Here is a 17,963-nt window from a genome sequence, read left to right as displayed (position 1 = left end):
TCAACCCACCCGCTCCACAAAGAAGCGCCTTCGGGCGCTTTTTTGTTGGGCAACGCGTGTGCATCGAGGCTCGTGAACCGAGGTGACAGCCGGGTGCTTGACACTAGACCGACCGGTCTATAGATTTGCCCCATGTCCGAAATGTCCACCCCAGGCACCCGCGAACGCCTCATCGCCGCCATGACCGACGCGCTGCGCCGCCGTGGCCTGCACGGCGTCGGTCTGACCGAGTTGTTGCAGCAGGCCGGGGCGCCCAAGGGCGTGCTCTACCACCACTTCCCCGGCGGCAAGACCGAGCTGGCGATCGCGGCGATCGACGCGGTGGTGGACCGCATGCTGCGCGGGCTCGACGCCCTGCTGGCCGCCACACCCGACCCGCTCGACGCCCTGCGCCGCTGGCTCGCCGGCGCCACCGCCCGGTTGCAGGACAGTGGCTTCGAGTCCGGCTGCCCGCTGGCCACGGTGGCGCTGGAGAGCACGGCCCAGGACGCCACGCTGCGCGAAGCGCTGGCCCGGGCGTTCACCCGGGTGCGCGAGCGCATCGCCCAGGCGCTGGAGCTGGCGGGCGAGCCACGCGCCCAGGCGCAGGGTCTGGCGGCCCTCATCGTGGCCGCCTACGAAGGCGGCCTGCTGCAGGCCCGCGTGGCGCAGAGCAGCGAACCGATCCAGCAGGCCACGACGAGCCTGCTGGCCCTGCTGTCGGCGCGCCCGCCCGGCGCGGTCGCCCATCCTCAAGGAGTCTGATCCCATGCACCCCTCTGTCGATCTGGATACCCCGGCGGCACCCGTCACCGGTGAACGCCTGAGCCTGCGCGCGGCCGATGGCTACCCGCTGGTGGCCCATCGTTTCAGAAGCGCCACGCCGCCGCGCGCGCACCTGGTGGTGGGCGGTGCCACCGGCGTGCCCCAGGGCTTCTACCGGCGCTTCGCCGAGCACGCGGCGCAACGCGGCTTCGACGTGCTCACCCTGGACTACCGGGGCATCGGCCAGTCGGCCCCGGCCACGCTCAAGGGCTTCCGCATGGACTACCTCGACTGGGGCCGGCTCGATCTGGCCGCCGGTGTCGAGGCCATGCGCCAGGACGGCATGCCGCTGTACCTGGTCGGCCATTCCTACGGCGGCCATGCGCTGGGGCTGCTGCCCGACCCCGCCGCGGTGGACGGCGCCTACACCTTCGCCACCGGCGCCGGCTGGCACGGCTGGATGCCGCCGCTGGAGCGCCTGCGCGTGCTCTTCATGTGGCGCGTGCTCGGGCCGGTGTGGACGCGTGCGGCCGGCTACCTGCCCTGGAGCCGGCTGGGCATGGGCGAGGACCTGCCGCTGGACGTGTACCGCCAGTGGCGCCGGTGGTGCAACTACCCGCGCTATTTCTTCGACGACCCGCGCATGCAGGCCGTCACCGAGCGCTTCGCCGACGTGCGTTTCCCCATCGTGGCGGTCAACGCGCTCGACGACGCCTGGGCGCCGCCGGCCTCGCGCGACGCCTTCATGGCCGGCTACCGCAACACCGCGGTGCGCGCCGTGAGCATCGACCCGCGCCGCGCCGGTCTGGGGGCCATCGGCCACATGGGCTACTTCCGTCCGAAAGCCCGGCCCCTGTGGAACGACGCGCTGGACTGGTTCGAGGCCCAGCGAGTGCGTGCCCAGCCGGTGGCGGTGGCTGGCTGAGCGCCGCCGTCTCAGTTGCAGCGCTTGAGCGGTTTGCCCGCCAGCAGGGCGCCCAGCCCGGCCACGGCGTCGCGTTGCGTGGGGGTGATGCGGGGCAGGCGCAGTGTGTAACTGACCGACTCGGCGCGCTCCTGCGCGATCCGGGCCGTGCGCACGCCGGTGCGCACGACGGCCGCCAGGGCCTTCTCGGCCGCCGCTTCGCTGGAATAGGTGCCCAGGGCCAGGCCGGGGCCCAGGCCGGCCGCGGACAACTCGCGGAACGCCACCTTCAGCTCCCGCAATTCGGCCTTCTTGCGTTCCACCTGTTCCTGGTTGTCGTAGCGGCCCATGTAGACGATCCAGCGCCCGCCGCTGCGGGCTTCGTTGAACTGCCAGCCGTTGCGTGGCAGGTCGAGCTGGCCCAGGGAACCGCGCAGCGCCTCGGTCTGGGCCTCGGTGAAGCCACCGGCCTGCCAGCAGGCCGTGGCCTCCGGTGCCTGGGCCACGGGGGCCGGCGCGGGAACGGGCGGTGGTGTGGATGGGCTGGCCGGTGGCGCGGTCTCGTTGGCCGGCGCCGCGACGGGTTCGGACGGTGTGGCGGGCGCCCCGGCATCCGGGGTCGCGGCCTCCGGGCTGGGCGCTGTTGTGGCGGCCGGGTTCAGCGGCGACACCGCGCGCGGCCCGTTGAGCAGGCGCAGCATGTCGGGTTGCACCTGCCCCTGCAGGCGTTCGGGTTCACGCTGTTCCTGGGGCGCCAGACCCAGTGCCCCCAGATAGCCCTGGGTCCAGGCGAAGTAGCCCGCGTTGGACACCAGCAGCAACCAGAGCGCCCACCTCAGCATGGCCGCACGCTCACTTCCGAGCTGTTGATGGTGCGCATGCCCTGGTCGGTCAGCACCAGCAGGGCGCCCTGCTCGTTGACGCCGCAGGCCGACCCCTGGGTGCCGTCGGTGAGCTGCACCGCGCGGCCGTGCAGCGCGTCGCGCTGGGCGAAGCGCTGCGCAAACGCGGCAAAGCCCTGGGATTCAAAGGCCAGCACGTCGCGCACCAGCGCCGGGGCCACCCGTTCGAGCACCTCGCCCGCGGTGAGCCCGACCAGCACCTCGGCCAGTCCGGCCGGTGGCACGGGCGGCAGTGCCGCGCCGGGGCTGGCCAGGGCGCTCACGGCAGCGGCCTCGGGCCGGGCGATGTTGATGCCCACCCCGATCACCACCAGCCGCCGCGGCCCGGCACTTTCGGTGCCGTTGCTGGCGGTCTCCACCAGGATGCCGCCGAGCTTGCGCCCGTGCAGCCAGAGGTCGTTGGGCCATTTCAGTTGCACGTCGGGGTGCAGGCTCTGCGCCAGGCTCACGCCCACGGCCAGCGACAGCCCGGACCAGTCGGCCGGGGCCAGCGGCAGGGCCAGCGAGAAGGTGAGCGACTGGCCGGCGCGGCTGTGCCAGGCCTTGCCCAGGCGCCCGCGCCCGGCGGTCTGCTCCTCGGCGGCCAGCAACACCGGTTCCATGGCCCCGGCGCGCGCGCGGCGCATGAGCTCGGTGTTGGTGGAATCGATGCTGGGCAGCACCTCGACGGTGAAACCCGGCAGATCGGGCACAACCGCCTGCCAGACGGCTTCGACGTGAGCGAGCAGGTCAGACATGGGCGCGAAGTGCCTTCAGACCAGAACACCGCGCAACCGGCTTTGCCGGGGCGCAGGTGTTGTCCCCCTTCAGGGGGGAAGACGCGAAGCGGCGCAGGGGGGTCATCCTAGCTTCGACGCTTTGCCGGCCCGCTTCGGCGCCAGCAGCGTGCCGCGGCAGCGGGGCGCGCCGCACCAGCAGGGGTACTCGGCCTTGAGTTTGGGCGTGTAGGGCTCGTCGATCACCAGGCCGTAGTCGTAGAACAGCTCTTCGCCCGCGGCGATGTTGCGCTGGGCCCGGATGAACACCCGGCCGTCGTCCACCTCGGCTTCGCAGTTGGGGTTGCAGCTGTGGTTGATCCAGCGCGAGGAGTTGCCGCCCACCTTGGCGTCGATCACGTGGTCTTCGTCGATGTGGAAATAGAAGGTGTGGTTCGGGTCGCTCGGGTCGTGCGGGTGGCGGCGCAGCGCCTCGTCCCAGGTGATGATCTCGCCCACGTATTCGATCAGGGTCTCACCCTCGGCAAGGTCCACCACGGCGTAGACGCCCTTGCCGTGCACGCCGGAGCGGCGCGTCTGGATGCGGCGGCTGCCCGAAGCGGGCTTCTTCGCGGCGGGCGCGGGGCGCGACGGGCGCGGGCTTTCAGCGAAACCAGTGGTTTTCGTCACGTCCAAAAATTTTGGTAAGGTTGTTTCATGCAGGTGCGCGCGTGTGTGTGCGTACCCATGTGTGCGCGTGTATGCGCGCGTGAAAGTTGATTGTAGAGATGAAAACCGAAGGTTTCGCCAAAACGCTGGTCATCGCCGAGAAGCCCTCCGTGGCTCAGGACATCGTGCGAGCGCTCACCCCGGTGGCGGGCAAGTTCGACAAGCACGACGATCATTTTGAAAACGACGCCTATGTGGTGACCTCCGCCGTGGGCCACCTGGTGGAGATCGCCGCGCCCGAGGAATTCGACGTCAAGCGCGGCAAATGGAGCTTTGCCCACCTGCCGGTGCTGCCGCCCTACTTTGAATTGAAGCCGATCGACAAGACCAAGTCGCGGTTGAGCGCGGTGGTCCGCCTGGCCAAGCGCAAGGACGTGGCCCGCCTCATCAACGCCTGTGACGCGGGCCGCGAGGGCGAACTGATCTTCCGCCTGATCGAGCAGTACGCCGGCGGCTTCAAGGGCGGGGCCTACCAGACGCTGGGCAAGCCGGTGCAGCGCCTGTGGCTGCAGTCCATGACGCCCGCGGCCATCCGCGACGGCTTCGAGCACCTGCGCAGCGACGCCCAGATGCAGGGCCTGGCCGACGCGGCGCGCAGCCGCTCCGAGGCCGACTGGATGGTCGGCATCAACGGCACGCGCGCCATGACGGCGTTCAACTCACGCGACGGCGGCTTCTTCCTCACCACCGTGGGCCGGGTGCAGACGCCCACGCTGTCCATCGTGGTCGAGCGCGAAGAGAAGATCCGCGCCCACCGCAGCCGCGATTACTGGGAAATCCACGGCTCCTTCCTGGCCGAGGCCGGCGAGTACCCGGGCAAGTGGTTCGATCCCAACTTCAAGAAGCCCACCGGCGAGGATGCCGACCCGGAGCAGCGCGCCGACCGCGTCTGGAGCCAGCGCGAGGCGCTCGCCATTGCCGACGCGGTGCGTGGCAAGGCCGCCAGCGTCAAGGAAGAAAGCAAACCCACCACCCAGGCCAGCGGCCTGCTGTACGACCTGACCAGCCTGCAGCGTGAGGCCAACGGCCGCTTCGGTTTCTCGGCCAAGACCACGCTGCAGCTCGCGCAAAGCCTGTACGAGCGCCACAAGGCCCTGACCTACCCGCGGACCGATTCGCGCGCCCTGCCCGAGGACTACCTGCCCACGGTGAAGCAGACCTTCGAGATGCTGGCCGGCAGCGGCATGAAACACCTGGCGCCGCACGCCCGGACCGCGCTCGATGGCGGCTACATCCGCCCGAGCAAGCGCATCTTCGACAACAGCAAGGTGTCGGACCACTTCGCCATCATCCCGACCTTGCAGGCACCGAGCGGCCTGTCCGAGGCCGAACAGAAGCTGTACGACCTGGTGGTGCGCCGCTTCCTCGCGGTGTTCTTCCCCAGCGCCGAGTTCATGGTGACCACGCGCATCACGAGTGCGGTGGGTCACCACTTCAAGACCGAAGGCAAGGTGCTGGTCAAGCCGGGCTGGATGGCGGTCTACGGCAAGGAGGCCGCCGAAGACGTGGTCGACGCGAAAGAGGGCGACAAGGGTCAGAACCTGGTGCCGGTGCGCGAAGGCGAGACCGTGCGCACCGAATCCGTCGAGACGAAAGGCCTGAAGACCAAGCCGCCCGCGCGCTATTCGGAAGCCACGCTGCTGGGCGCCATGGAAGGCGCGGGCAAGCTGGTGGACGACGACGAGCTGCGCGAAGCGATGCAGGAAAAAGGCCTGGGTACCCCGGCCACGCGCGCGGCCATCATCGAAGGCCTGCTGACCGAAAAATACATGCTGCGCGAAGGCCGCGAGATCATCCCCACCGCCAAGGCCTTCCAGCTCATGACGCTGCTGCGTGGCTTGGGCGTGGAAGAACTGTCCAAGCCCGAACTCACCGGTGAGTGGGAGTACAAGCTGGCCCAGATGGAGCACGGCAAGCTCAGCCGTGCCGCCTTCATGGGCGAGATCGCCGCCATGACCGAACGCATGGTGAAGAAGGCCAAGGAATACGACCGCGACACCATCCCCGGCAACTACGCCACCCTGCAGACGCCCTGCCCCAACTGCGGCGGCGTGGTGAAGGAAAACTACCGCCGCTACGGCTGCACCGGGGCCGACGGCAACAGCGAAGGCTGTGGTTTCTCGTTCGGCAAGTCGCCGGCGGGCCGCACCTTCGAGCCCGAAGAAGCCGAAACCCTGCTGCGCGACAAGAAGATCGGCCCGCTCGAAGGTTTCCGCTCCAAGGCGGGCTGGCCTTTCGTGGCCGAGATCGTGATCAAGTTCAGCGAAGAAGACCAGAACTGGAAGCTCGAATTCGACTTCGGCGACGACAAGAAGAACGAAGAGACCGGCGAACTGGTCGATTTCAGCGGCAGCGAGTCGCTGGGCGCCTGCCCCAAATGCGGCGGCGCGGTGCACGAGCACGGCGCCAACTACGTCTGCGAAAAGTCGGTGCCCACCATGGCGCAGGCCACGCCAAGCTGCGATTTCAAGAGCGGCAAGATCATCCTGCAGCAGCCGGTGGCGCGCGAGCAGATGCAAAAGTTGCTCGCCACGGGCAAGACCGACCTGCTCGACAAGTTCGTCTCCATGCGCACACGCCGCGCCTTCAAGGCCTTCCTGGCCTGGGACAAGGAAGCGGGCAAGGTGAACTTCGAGTTCGAGCCGCGCACCAGCAAATTCCCGCCGCGCAAGACGGCGGCCGGCGCACCCGCGCGCGCGGCCACGGGCAAGACCGCGCCCGCGAAGAAGGCGGCGCCGGCCAAGAAGGCCGCGGCCAAGAAGACGCCGGCGGCGAAAACCCCCAAGGCACCACGCAAGACCACCGCGGCCAGCGGCAAACAGCCCAGCGCCGCGCTGGCGGCCGTGATCGGCGAAGGCGCCGTTTCGCGCCCCGAGGTGGTGAAGAAGTTGTGGGACTACATCAAGGCCAACGGCCTGCAGGACGCGACCGACAAGCGCCGGGTGAACGCCGACGCCAAGCTGCGCCCGGTGTTCGGCAAGGACCAGGTCACGATGTTCGAGATCGCCGGCATCGTGGGCCAGCACTTGGAATGACCCCGCGCTGAGCGACCGGCCCTACTCCTGCGGCGTGGTTCTGCGCGGCGCGAACCGCACCGAGGCCCGCAGCCCCGGGTTGGGGCGGCCGGGCTGGGCGTCGTCCATGTGCACGGTGGCGCCGTGCTGCTGGGCGATTTCGTGCACGATGGCCAGCCCCAGGCCGGAGCCGTCCACGTTGGTGCCCAGCGCCCGGTAGAACGGCTGCAGCACGAACTCGCGCTCGTTCTCCGGGATGCCCGGGCCGTCGTCTTCCACCTGCAGAATCATCACGCCGCTGAAGCGATCGACCAGCATGCGTGCCGTGACCACCCCGCCCCGGCCTGCGTAGTTGATGGCGTTGTCCACCAGGTTGCGGACCATTTCTTCGAGCAGGGTCGGGTTGCCTTCGATCAGGCATTCCTGGGGCACCTGCTCGGGGCCTTCGTAGCCCAGGTCGATGCCGTGTTCCAGCGCGCGTGGCACCGATTCGCGCACCACGTCCGTGACCAGCCGCGCCATGTCCACGGTGCCGCTGGGCAGGGTGCGGCCCGTGGTTTCGGCGCGCGCCAGTGCCAGCAACTGGTTCACCGTGTGGGTGGCGCGCGAGCTGGCACGCGCGATCTGCTGCAGCGAGCCGCGGATTTCTACCGGGTCGGTCTCGCGCTGGGCCAGCTCGGCCTGCATGCGCAGGCCCGCCAGGGGGGTCTTGAGCTGGTGCGCCGCGTCGGCCAGGAAGCGTTTCTGCGTCGTCAGCGAGGCCTTGAGCCGCGTCAGCAGGTCGTTGATCGACGAAACAAGCGGCGCGACTTCCTGCGGGATGAACGACTCTTCGATCGGGCTCAGATCGTCGGGCTTGCGCGCGCGGATGCGCTGCTCCAGCTCGTTGAGCGGGCGGATGCCGCGCACCAGCGCCAGCCAGACCAGCAGCACCGCCAGCGGCAGGATGACGAACTGCGGCACCATCACGCCCTTGATGATTTCGGTGGCCAGCGTGGAGCGTTTGCCCTTGGTTTCGGCCACCTGCATCAGCACCAGCCGCTGCATGCTGTTGTTGCGCGAGAGCCAGGTGTAGGCCACCCGCACCTCGTCACCGCGCACGATGTCGTCGCGCAGCAGCACCCGCCCGGGTTCGGGGGTTTCGTTGTCGCGCGGCAGCGGGAAATCGCTCTCGCCGCTGATGAGCTCGCCGCGCGGGTCCAGCACCTGGTAATAGACCAGATCGCTGTCGTCCGCGCGCAGCAGGTCGCGCGCCTGCGGCGTGAGGTTGAACGTGACCCGGCCATCGTTGCTGACCACGAACTGCGTGAGCGCCTGCAGGTTGAATTCGAGGGCGCGGTCGAAGGGCTTGCTGGCAATGCCCTGCGCGACGAACCAGGTCAGCGCCAGCGACAGCGGCCACAGCAGCAGCAGTGGCGTGAGCATCCAGTCCAGGATCTCGCCGAACAGGCTGCGCTGCTCACGCTGGAACAAGCCGAAGGACACCGGGCCGCTGTCCTGTTTGTTTTCTTCGGACATGTCAGCCGCAATGTTTCAACGCAGACCGACGCGGCGCGAAGTGTCCGAACCCAGGGCACCGTGGAACCGGCTTCGCCGGGCCACAGGTGCCGCCCCCCCAGGGGGGTGACGGGCTGCAAGCCCGGCGCAGGGGGGATCAGATCTTCTCAAGGCAATAGCCCAGGCCGCGCACGGTGGCGATGCGGATCGGCCCCTTTTCGATCTTCTTGCGCAGCCGGTGGATGTAGACCTCGATGGCGTTGTTGCTCACCTCTTCGCCCCACTCGCACAGGCGCTCGACCAGCTGGTCCTTGCTCACCAGCCGCCCGGCGCGCTGCAGCAGCACTTCGAGCAGGCCGAGCTCACGCGCCGAGAGCTCGATCATCTTGCCGTCGATGGTGGCCACGCGGCCGGCCTGGTCGTATTCCAGCGGACCGTGCTTGATGGTGTTGGTGCTGCCGCCCATGCCACGGCGCGTGAGCGCGCGCACCCGCGCTTCGAGCTCCTGCAGCGAAAACGGTTTGGCCATGTAGTCGTCGGCGCCGTAGTCCAGGCCCTTGACGCGTTCCTCGATGCTGTCGGCTGCGGTCAGGATCAGCACCGGCAGCGCCGAACCGCGCGAGCGCAGGCGCTTGAGCACCTCCAGCCCATGCAGCTTGGGCAGGCCCAGGTCGAGGATCAGCAGGTCGAACTCGTTGTTCGTCATCAGGGCCGCGTCGGCCTCGCTGCCACTGGCCACATGGTCCACCGCCGCGCCGGCCGCTCGCAGACTGCGCAGCAGGCCATCGGCCAGGACCTGGTCGTCTTCGGCAATCAGGATGCGCATGAATGTCTCCTGGGGAGCGGGCGCGAGCGCCTTGTTATCGGGTCGGACGGGCCGGTTCGGACGCGTTCCGCTGCGTGTGCCCCATGCCGGCCAAAGGGGATCGGTCCATTTTAGTTCTCCATGCTGCCAGGGCATCACCCGCTGCGCATGAAACGACGCACAAGCCGAGGGCGGCGCGGAACCGCCTTGGTCGGGCCGCTGCAGGTGCCCCCTTCGAGGGGGTGGCGATCGCAGCCCGGCGCGGGGGTGTTTCACCGGAGCTGGCGCGGGGCGGGCTCCGCCGCCTCCGAGCCGTAGGCCTCCAGGCCGAGCGCCACCACGGTGGCCACCTCGTCGCCGACCTGGGCGCGGAATTCCGATTCGGCCTGCGCCACGGCCCGCCTGAACCCCTCCAGCCAGAGCAGGCCGGTGTCGGTGAACACGATGCGCCGGGCCCGGGCGTCCAGCGGGTCGGCCTCGCGCCGCACCAGGCCCCAGGCGTCGCACTGCGTCACCAGGTCGCCCATGGCCTGCTTGCTCATGCCGGCCAGCCGCGCCAGCTCGGTCAGGCGCGAGCCCTGCAGGCCGAGGTGGCGGGTGATGTGGATGTGGGCCGCCCCGACCTGCGCGCGCGCCGCCAGATGGGACAACGCCAGCGGCACGTTGGGGTCGTGCGCCATCAGGTGCAGCACGCGCTCGTCAAAGCGGCGCAACGCATGGCCCAGCAGGCGACCCAGGTGGCCAGCGCGCCAGCGGTCATCGGGCAGTAGAGGGGGCGGGGTCATGTTTGCAAATGGTAAGGCAAACTGACGATATTTTGATGTTTTATTTTTCAACATCGCTGTAAACTGCTGTTCAAGCATCCAGCCTGTACACAAAAACACATTCTGGAAGCGAACACCCACTCACACGCTCAGGAGCCGTCACCATGGACCCCATCACCAAGCCCAATCCCCTCAACAGCGAAAAAGCCAAGGCCTTGCAGGTCGCGCTGGCTCAGATCGAGAAGCAGTTCGGCAAGGGCACGATCATGCGGCTGGGCGAGGGCGAGGTGATCGAGGACATCCAGGTCGTGTCCACCGGCTCGCTGGGGCTGGACATCGCTTTGGGCGTCGGCGGCCTGCCGCGCGGCCGCGTGATCGAGATCTACGGCCCGGAATCCTCCGGCAAGACCACGCTCACCCTGCAGGCCATCGCCGAGATGCAGAAGCTCGGCGGCCAGTGCGCCTTCGTCGACGCCGAACACGCGCTGGACATCCAGTACGCGCAGAAACTCGGCGTCAACCTGCAGGACCTGCTGATCTCCCAGCCCGACACCGGCGAACAGGCCCTGGAAATCGTGGACAGCCTGGTGCGCTCCGGCGCGGTGGATTTGATCGTGGTCGACTCGGTGGCCGCGCTCACGCCCAAGGCCGAACTCGAAGGCGAAATGGGCGACTCGCTGCCCGGCCTGCAGGCCCGCCTGATGAGCCAGGCGCTGCGCAAGCTCACCGCCCACATCAAGAAGACCAACTGCATGGTCATCTTCATCAACCAGATCCGCATGAAGATTGGCGTCATGTTCGGCAGCCCCGAGACCACCACCGGCGGCAACGCGCTCAAGTTCTACGCCTCGGTCCGGCTGGACATCCGCCGCACTGGCACGATCAAGAAGGGTGAGGACTCGATCGGCAACGAGACCAAGGTCAAGGTGGTGAAGAACAAGGTCGCCTCGCCGTTCAAGACCGCCGAGTTCGACATCCTGTTCGGCGAGGGCATCAGCCGCGAGGGCGAAATCCTGGATCTGGGCGTGTTGCACAAGGTGATCGAAAAATCCGGCGCCTGGTACGCCTACAACGGCGAAAAGATCGGCCAAGGTCGCGACAACTCGCGCGAATTCCTGCGCGAGAACCCCGAACTGCGCGTCGAAATCGAAAACAAGGTCCGCACCGAGCTGGGTGTGCCGCTGCTGCCGGTGGAGGAGGCGCCCGCGCCCGCCAAGGGTGGCAAGGCCGCCAAGGCGGAGAAGGCCGACAAAGCCGACGCCGCTGCCGCACTCGAATGATGGGGCGCACCCGCTGCCCGCCAGCGGGGTTCGACCATGGGGTTTGACCAGATATCGCTCAAGGGCCGGGCCCTGCGCCTGCTCTCGGGCCGCGAACATTCGCGCGCCGAGCTGCAGCGCAAACTGCAGGTCCATGAAACCGAGCCCGGCGAGCTGGCCCGCGCGCTGGACGAGCTCGAGGCCAAGGGCTTCATCAACGAACAGCGCGTGCTCGAATCCGTGGTGCACCGCCGGGCCGGCAAGATGGGCGCGATGCGGGTGCGTCAGGAGCTCCAGGCCAAGGGGCTCAGTGCAGAGGCGGTGGCGCGGGCGGTGGCCGAACTGCAGGGCTCCGAGGTGGAGCGCGCGCGCGAGGTTTGGCGCAAGAAATTCGGCGCGCCACCTTCGGACGCGGCCGAGCGCGGCCGGCAGATGCGCTTTCTGGCATCGCGCGGTTTTGGCACCGATGCGATCCGCCGCGTGGTCAGCGGCGACGAAGACTGACGGTTACAAGCCGAGCATCAGCTGCAGGTTCTGCACCGCCGCTCCGCTGGCGCCCTTGCCCAGGTTGTCCAGCCGCGCGATCAGCACCGCGTGGCGGTGCGCTTCGTTGCCGAACACGCGCAACTCCAGCCGGTTGGTGTCGTTGAGCGCGGTGGCGTCGAGCTTGCCGTTGTCGGTGGCCGGCTGCACGCTGACCCATCCGCCCGCTGCGGCGCTGGGCGCGTAGTGCGCCACCAGCGCTTCGTGCAGGTCGGCCAGCGTGGGTTGACCGGGCAGCAGGTCCAGGTGCAAGGGCAGCTGCACCAGCATGCCCTGGCGGAAATTGCCCACCGATGGCACGAACACCGGCCGGCGCGACAGGCCGGTGTAGCGCATGATCTCGGGCAGGTGCTTGTGGTTCAGGCCCAGCGCGTAGGTCTCGAACAAGGGCGCCTCGCCCTTCTCATACGCCTCGATCATGGTCCGGCCCCCACCCGAATACCCGCTCACCGAGGGCAGCGCTAGCGGGTGGTCGGCGGGGATCAGCCCGGCGTCCACCAGCGGGCGGATCAGCGCGATGGCGCCGGTGGCGTAGCAGCCCGGGTTGGCCACGCGCGCGGCGTTCACCACCGCCTCGCGCTGGCCGGCGCAGAGTTCCGGAAAGCCGAACACCCAGCCGGGGGCGCAGCGGTGCGCGGTGGAGGCGTCGATGACGCGGGGCTGGTGGCCGCTCATGCCGTCGATCATGGCGACGGACTCGATGGCCGCATCGTCGTGCAGGCAGAGGATGACCAGATCGGCCTGCGCCATGAGCTCGCGCTTGGCTTCGGGGTCCTTGCGGCGTTCGGGCGCGATGCTCAGCAATTCGATAGCAGGCATGCCTTGCAAGCGCTCGCGAATCTGAAGGCCGGTGGTGCCGGCTTCGCCGTCGATGAAAATCTTGGCCATGACGCTGGGTGCCTTGTCAGTTCTGGTTCAGAGATGCGTCAATATAATTATGCATTATGTGAACGCGGCCGCACCCATATTGGTGCGTCGCAGCATGATACATTCCCCGGTTGCTGTGTCCAGTGCCCGCGCGCCGGCCGTTCCCTGTTCGGTCGGCTAAAGAAAACCCCCAGTCTGAGAGAGACCTCATGAAGATTCACGAGTACCAAGGCAAGGAAATCTTGCGTCAATTTGGTGTGCCAGTGCCGCGTGGCATTGCCGCGTTCACGGTGCAGGAAGCGGTGGAAGCCGCGCAGAAACTGGGTGGACCGGTCTGGGTCGTCAAGGCCCAGATCCATGCGGGTGGCCGTGGCAAGGGTGGCGGCGTGAAGGTGGCCAAGTCGATCGACGACGTCAAGCGCCTGGCCGGCGAAATCCTGGGCATGCAGCTCAAGACCCACCAGACCGGCCCCGAAGGCCAGAAGGTGCGTCGCCTCTACATCGAAGACGGCGCCGACATCAAGAACGAACTGTACGTGTCGCTGGTCACTGACCGCGCGACCCAGAAAGTGGCGCTGATCGCTTCGAGCGAAGGCGGCATGGACATCGAGGAAGTCGCCCACGCCACGCCCGAGAAGATCATCACCGAGATGATCGACCCGCTGACCGGCATCACCGAGGCGCAGTCCCGCAAGGTCGCGGCCGCCATCGGGCTGACCGGCGCTTCCGTGGACCAGGCCGTGGACATCTTCGCCAAGATCTACAAGTGCTACATGGACACGGACGCGTCCCTGGTCGAGATCAACCCCCTGAACTGCGACTCCAAGGGCAACCTGATGGCCCTGGACGCGAAGTTCAACTTCGACGCCAACGCCCTGTTCCGCCACCCCGAGATCGTGGCCTTCCGCGATCTGGACGAAGAAGATCCGGCCGAAATCGAGGCTTCCAAGTTCGATCTGGCCTACATCAGCCTGGACGGCAACATCGGCTGCCTGGTCAATGGCGCCGGCCTGGCCATGGCCACCATGGACACCATCAAGCTGTTCGGCGCCGAGCCGGCCAACTTCCTGGACGTGGGCGGCGGTGCCACCCCCGAGAAGGTCACCGAAGCCTTCAAGATCATGCTCAAGAACGACAAGGTCAAGGCGATCCTGGTCAACATCTTCGGCGGCATCATGAAGTGCGACACCATCGCCACCGGTGTCATCACCGCCTGCAGGGCCGTGAACCTGCAAGTGCCGTTGGTCGTGCGCATGAAGGGCACCAACGAAGAGCTGGGCAAGAAGATGCTGGCCGAGTCCGGCCTGCCCATCATCAGCGCCGACACCATGGCCGAAGCCGCCCAAAAAGTGGTTGCCGCCGTCAACGCCTAAGCCCAGGAAAGCGAGAACAAGTCATGTCGATCTACATCAACAAAGACACCAAGGTCATCACCCAGGGCATCACCGGCAAGACCGGTCAGTTCCACACCGAAAAGTGCCAGGAATACGCAAACGGCAAGAACTGCTTCGTGGCCGGCGTGAACCCGAAGAAGGCCGGCGAGTCGATCTTCAACATCCCGATCTACAGCTCCGTCAAGGAAGCCGCGTCCGAAACCGGTGCCACCGTGTCGGTGATCTACGTGCCGCCCGCGGGCGCTGCCGCCGCGATCTGGGAAGCCGTCGAAGCCGATCTGGACCTCGCCATCTGCATCACCGAAGGCATCCCGGTTCGTGACATGCTGGAAGTGCGCAACCGCATGAAGGCCAAGGAAGCCGCCGGCGGCAAGAAGACGCTGCTGCTGGGCCCCAACTGCCCCGGCCTGATCACGCCCGACGAGATCAAGATCGGCATCATGCCCGGCCACATCCACCGCAAGGGCCGCATCGGCGTGGTCTCGCGCTCCGGCACGCTGACCTACGAAGCCGTGGCGCAGCTGACCGAGATCGGCCTGGGCCAGTCCAGCGCCGTTGGCATCGGTGGCGACCCGATCAATGGCCTCAAGCACATCGACGTGATGAAGGCCTTCAACGACGATCCCGACACCGACGCCGTGATCATGATCGGCGAGATCGGTGGTCCGGACGAAGCCGAAGCCGCGATGTGGTGCAAGGCGAACATGAAGAAGCCCATCGTCGGCTTCATCGCCGGTGTGACGGCCCCGGCCGGCAAGCGCATGGGCCACGCCGGTGCGCTGATCTCCGGTGGCGCCGACACGGCCGATGCCAAGCTCGCCATCATGGAAGAGTGCGGCTTCAAAGTGACGCGAAACCCGTCCGAGATGGCCAAGCTGCTCAAGGCCATGCTCTGAAGCCCCAGGGCTCCAGCGTGAAAAAGGCAACGCTTGCGTTGCCTTTTTTCATGCGCGGCCCGTTGTGAGGCCGCAAACCCACAGACTGGCTTGATCTTCGCCAGATTCATGCAACAGAATGCGAAATCCTGCGGCGTGCATTTTTGGCGCGGCACGCGGCCCCGCCCCGGCTGCCGGCCACGGTGGCCCAGGTTCAGTCAACCCAGGAGGTCGGCCCTTGGCCACAAGCCGCAGACGCAAGCAACCCGCAGGACGGAGCGGCCCATGGCGCACCGATGCCCTGGTGGGCCTGCTGGTGGTGCTCGCCGCGTTCGGGGTGCATCTGTCGAGCGATCTTTTCCGCGACCTGGAGAGCCGTTTCTATGACTTCGCCAGCACCCGCAGCAGCCGGGTGCCCAGCGAGCGCATTGCGGTCATTGCCATCGACGATCAGAGCATCGCCAACATCGGGCGCTGGCCTTGGCCGCGCGAGGTGCACGCCGGCCTGATCGACCAGCTCGCCCAGGCCCAGGCCAAAACGGTGGCCCACACCGCCTTCTTTTTTGAACCCCAGACCGACCGGGGGCTGGCGAGTTTGCGCGAGCTGCGCGAGCAGATCGATGGCGCCCCACCGCCAGCGTCGGCGCTGGCCGATCTGGGTGAAACCGCGCGCAGCCACCTGCTCGACTTCATCGGCGCGGCCGAACAGAAGCTGGATGGGGACGCGCGTCTGGCCAGCAGCCTGGCCCGTGCCGGCAACGTGATCCTGCCTTCGCTGTACAGTCTGGGTGATCTCCAGGGCCGGCCAGACCAGCCATTGCCGGCCTTCGCGCTCCAAAGCGCACTGGCCGAGAGCAGCGGCGCCGGCTTGCCCGCGGTCCAATCGCAGCAACCCCTGGCGGCCATCGGGGCGGCCGCCCGTGGGGTGGCCCATCTCAACCAGCTCGCGGACAGCGACGGCGCGGTGCGCCGCGAGCCCTTGCTGGTGAACTTCGACGGCCATGTGATCCCGTCCATGGGCTTGATGGTGGCGGCGCACAGCCTGAATCTGGGGCCGCAGGATCTGCGCCTGTTGCCCGGAGAGGCGGTGCTGCTGGGGCGCACGCGCATCGAAACCGACGCATCGGGCACCGTGCTGCCCCAGTTCTACCCCGATCGCGATGGCCGTCCGGCCTTCGCCGTGGACTCGTTCTACGACGTTGCCTCCGGCAAGATTCCGGCCAGCAAATACGCCGGCAAGATCGTCATCATCGGCGCCACAGCCGCGGGTGTGGGCACGCCGTTCAACACCCCGGTCTCGCCCGCGCTTTCGCCCGCGGTCATCCTGGCGCACACCACGTCGAGCATCCTGAACGGCCATTTCATCGGGCAGCCGGTCTGGACCGGCGCCGTGGTGCTGGCGGCGTTGCTGCTGGTGGTGGCCTATCTTCTCGCCCTGTTGCCGCGCCTGTCGGCCGCCACCGGCGCCTGGACCACTGCGGGCCTGTTTGCGCTGTTGCTTGGGGTGGAGTACGGCCTGCTCTCGGCCGCGGCCACCTGGCTGCCGCTGGTGTTTCCCGCCGCGATGCTGCTGCTGGGGCATCTGGTGCTGACCACGCGGCGCTTCCTGGCCACCGAAGCTGGCAAGGCGAAGACCGACGAAGAGTCGGCCGAAACCAACCGCATGATGGGGCTGGCGCTGCAGGGGCAGGGCCAGCTCGACCTGGCCTTCGACCGGTTCCGGCGCGTGCCGCACAGCCGGTCGCTGATGGACAACCTCCAGCAACTGGCGCGGGATTTTGAGCGCAAGCGCCAGTTCCACAAGGTGCAGTCGGTCTACGAGCACATGGCCAGTCTGGACCGCGACGACGCCGAGGTCCGCGCCGGTCTGCGGCGGGCCCGCAAGCTGTCGCAGACCGTGGTGCTGGCGGGCGCCTCGTCCCACCCGGGCGGCAGCCTTTTGCTGGACGGTGCTGGGGTTGAGCAGCCCATGCTGGGGCGCTACCAGATCGAGAAGGAGCTGGGCAAAGGCGCCATGGGCGTGGTCTACCAGGGGCGCGACCCCAAGATCGGCCGCACCGTGGCCATCAAGACGCTGGCGCTGAGCGCCGAGTTCGAGGGCGCCGAGCTGGCGGATGCGCGCAAACGCTTTTTCCGCGAGGCCGAAACCGCCGGGCGGCTGCAGCACCCCCACATCGTCACCATCTTCGACGCCGGTGAGGAGCACGACCTGGCCTTCATCGCCATGGAGTTCCTGCAAGGCCGCGACCTGGTGGAGCACACCCGGGCGGACCGGCTGCTGCCGGTCGCGACCGTGCTGGACATCGGCGAGCGGGTGGCGTTGGCGCTGGACTACGCGCACCGGCAGAATGTGGTGCACCGCGACATCAAGCCCGCCAACATCATGTACGACCCCGCCTCGGACAGCGTCAAGGTGACCGACTTTGGCATCGCCCGCATCACCGACGCGAGTCGGACCAAGACCGGCATGGTGCTGGGAACACCGAGTTTCATGTCGCCCGAGCAGCTGGCGGGCCACCACATCGACGGCCGTTCCGATCTCTACTCGCTGGGCGTCATGCTGTTCCAGCTGCTCACCGGCGTGTTGCCGCTGCGTGGCGATTCGATGGCCGCGCTCATGTACCAGATCGCCAACCAGCCCGCCCCCGACGTGCGCAGCCTGCGACCCGATCTGCCCGGGGCGCTCACCGATATACTGGGCAAAGCGCTGTCCAAGACGCCACAAGACCGCTACCAGAGCGGTCGCGACATGGCGCAAGACCTTCGCCGGGTTGACAGAACGGCGGCAGACCGGGTCGTCCCCGGCGGGGCCCTGCCGATGGGGTCCGGTGGCAGCGGGTTCGAGAAAACCCAGTTGCAGACCGCGCGCGCAATTGAAAACGGATACGCCACCACAGTTGTCACACAATCGGTGGTTCAGGGCGGCGGTTCCGCCGAGGGCGGGCCCGATATCCGGCCATAGAGCCAAAAA

15 protein-coding genes are annotated in these 17,963 nt (G+C 67.8%); 8 read left to right on the top strand and 7 right to left on the bottom strand.

Annotated features, from left to right (window positions below; genetic code table 11):
• Positions 1-132 precede the first annotated feature (132 nt).
• Both KIH07_RS02680 and KIH07_RS02675 read left to right on the top strand, forming a co-directional pair.
• On the top strand, positions 133-744 hold the full coding sequence (locus KIH07_RS02680; protein WP_226490496.1) for a TetR/AcrR family transcriptional regulator: 612 nt from the start codon (positions 133-135) through the stop codon (positions 742-744).
• A 4-nt stretch (positions 745-748) separates the two neighbouring features.
• Positions 749-1,669: an alpha/beta fold hydrolase gene (locus tag KIH07_RS02675; RefSeq protein ID WP_226490495.1), complete on the top strand. Its 921-nt coding sequence runs from the start codon at positions 749-751 to the stop codon at positions 1,667-1,669.
• 11 nt (positions 1,670-1,680) lie between these two features.
• Here the strand turns inward: KIH07_RS02675 and KIH07_RS02670 are convergent, their stop codons facing one another.
• The 3 genes from KIH07_RS02670 to KIH07_RS02660 form a co-directional block, all read right to left on the bottom strand.
• The gene (locus KIH07_RS02670) at positions 1,681-2,490 is read right to left on the bottom strand and encodes an SPOR domain-containing protein (RefSeq protein WP_226490494.1); all 810 of its coding nucleotides are present in this window, start codon (positions 2,488-2,490) and stop codon (positions 1,681-1,683) included.
• On the bottom strand, positions 2,484-3,287 hold the full coding sequence (locus KIH07_RS02665) for a biotin--[acetyl-CoA-carboxylase] ligase (RefSeq protein ID WP_226490493.1): 804 nt from the start codon (positions 3,285-3,287) through the stop codon (positions 2,484-2,486). Before KIH07_RS02665 ends, KIH07_RS02670 begins: the two co-directional genes overlap by 7 nt.
• A gap of 102 nt (positions 3,288-3,389) precedes the next feature.
• Entirely contained in the window at positions 3,390-3,935 is a 546-nt protein-coding gene (locus KIH07_RS02660; protein WP_226490492.1) for an SET domain-containing protein, read from the bottom strand.
• 98 nt (positions 3,936-4,033) lie between these two features.
• Between KIH07_RS02660 and KIH07_RS02655 the strand changes: the two genes are divergently transcribed.
• Positions 4,034-7,009 (top strand): DNA topoisomerase III, encoded by a 2,976-nt coding sequence (locus KIH07_RS02655; protein ID WP_226490491.1) that lies wholly within the window; start codon positions 4,034-4,036, stop codon positions 7,007-7,009.
• 21 nt (positions 7,010-7,030) lie between these two features.
• Here the strand turns inward: KIH07_RS02655 and KIH07_RS02650 are convergent, their stop codons facing one another.
• From KIH07_RS02650 to KIH07_RS02640, 3 genes are all read right to left on the bottom strand, one after another.
• Positions 7,031-8,506, bottom strand: coding sequence for a sensor histidine kinase (locus KIH07_RS02650; protein WP_226490490.1), 1,476 nt, complete (start codon positions 8,504-8,506; stop codon positions 7,031-7,033).
• 136 nt (positions 8,507-8,642) lie between these two features.
• A complete protein-coding gene (locus KIH07_RS02645) occupies positions 8,643-9,311 on the bottom strand; it encodes a response regulator transcription factor (RefSeq protein ID WP_068176542.1) in 669 nt (222 codons plus the stop codon).
• Between the two features lie 251 nt (positions 9,312-9,562).
• Complete coding sequence (locus KIH07_RS02640; protein ID WP_226490489.1) at positions 9,563-10,075, bottom strand: MarR family winged helix-turn-helix transcriptional regulator; 513 nt, start codon at positions 10,073-10,075, stop codon at positions 9,563-9,565.
• A gap of 143 nt (positions 10,076-10,218) precedes the next feature.
• Here KIH07_RS02640 and recA point away from each other — a divergent pair, with 143 nt between their 5' ends.
• Complete coding sequence (gene recA, locus KIH07_RS02635; RefSeq protein ID WP_226490488.1) at positions 10,219-11,334, top strand: recombinase RecA; 1,116 nt, start codon at positions 10,219-10,221, stop codon at positions 11,332-11,334.
• Between the two features lie 36 nt (positions 11,335-11,370).
• Entirely contained in the window at positions 11,371-11,817 is a 447-nt protein-coding gene (gene recX / locus KIH07_RS02630) for a recombination regulator RecX (protein ID WP_226490487.1), read from the top strand.
• Between the two features lie 3 nt (positions 11,818-11,820).
• Here recX and argC read toward each other — a convergent pair whose 3' ends face one another.
• Positions 11,821-12,744: an N-acetyl-gamma-glutamyl-phosphate reductase gene (argC, locus tag KIH07_RS02625; protein ID WP_226490486.1), complete on the bottom strand. Its 924-nt coding sequence runs from the start codon at positions 12,742-12,744 to the stop codon at positions 11,821-11,823.
• Between the two features lie 188 nt (positions 12,745-12,932).
• Between argC and sucC the strand changes: the two genes are divergently transcribed.
• From sucC to KIH07_RS02610, 3 genes are all read left to right on the top strand, one after another.
• Positions 12,933-14,096 carry an ADP-forming succinate--CoA ligase subunit beta gene (gene sucC, locus KIH07_RS02620; protein ID WP_226490485.1) on the top strand — a complete coding sequence of 388 codons (1,164 nt, stop codon included), beginning with the start codon at positions 12,933-12,935 and terminating at the stop codon, positions 14,094-14,096.
• A 23-nt stretch (positions 14,097-14,119) separates the two neighbouring features.
• Entirely contained in the window at positions 14,120-15,013 is an 894-nt protein-coding gene (sucD, locus tag KIH07_RS02615; protein ID WP_226490484.1) for a succinate--CoA ligase subunit alpha, read from the top strand.
• Between the two features lie 217 nt (positions 15,014-15,230).
• Positions 15,231-17,954, top strand: coding sequence for a CHASE2 domain-containing serine/threonine-protein kinase (locus KIH07_RS02610; RefSeq protein ID WP_226490483.1), 2,724 nt, complete (start codon positions 15,231-15,233; stop codon positions 17,952-17,954).
• Positions 17,955-17,963: the final 9 nt, after the last annotated feature.

It is taken from the genome of Hydrogenophaga taeniospiralis (assembly GCF_020510445.1).
In the GTDB taxonomy this organism is placed as follows: Bacteria; Pseudomonadota; Gammaproteobacteria; order Burkholderiales; family Burkholderiaceae_C; genus Hydrogenophaga.
Note: the sequence above shows the minus strand (reverse complement) of the source record. Positions and strands in the feature narration are given on the sequence as shown.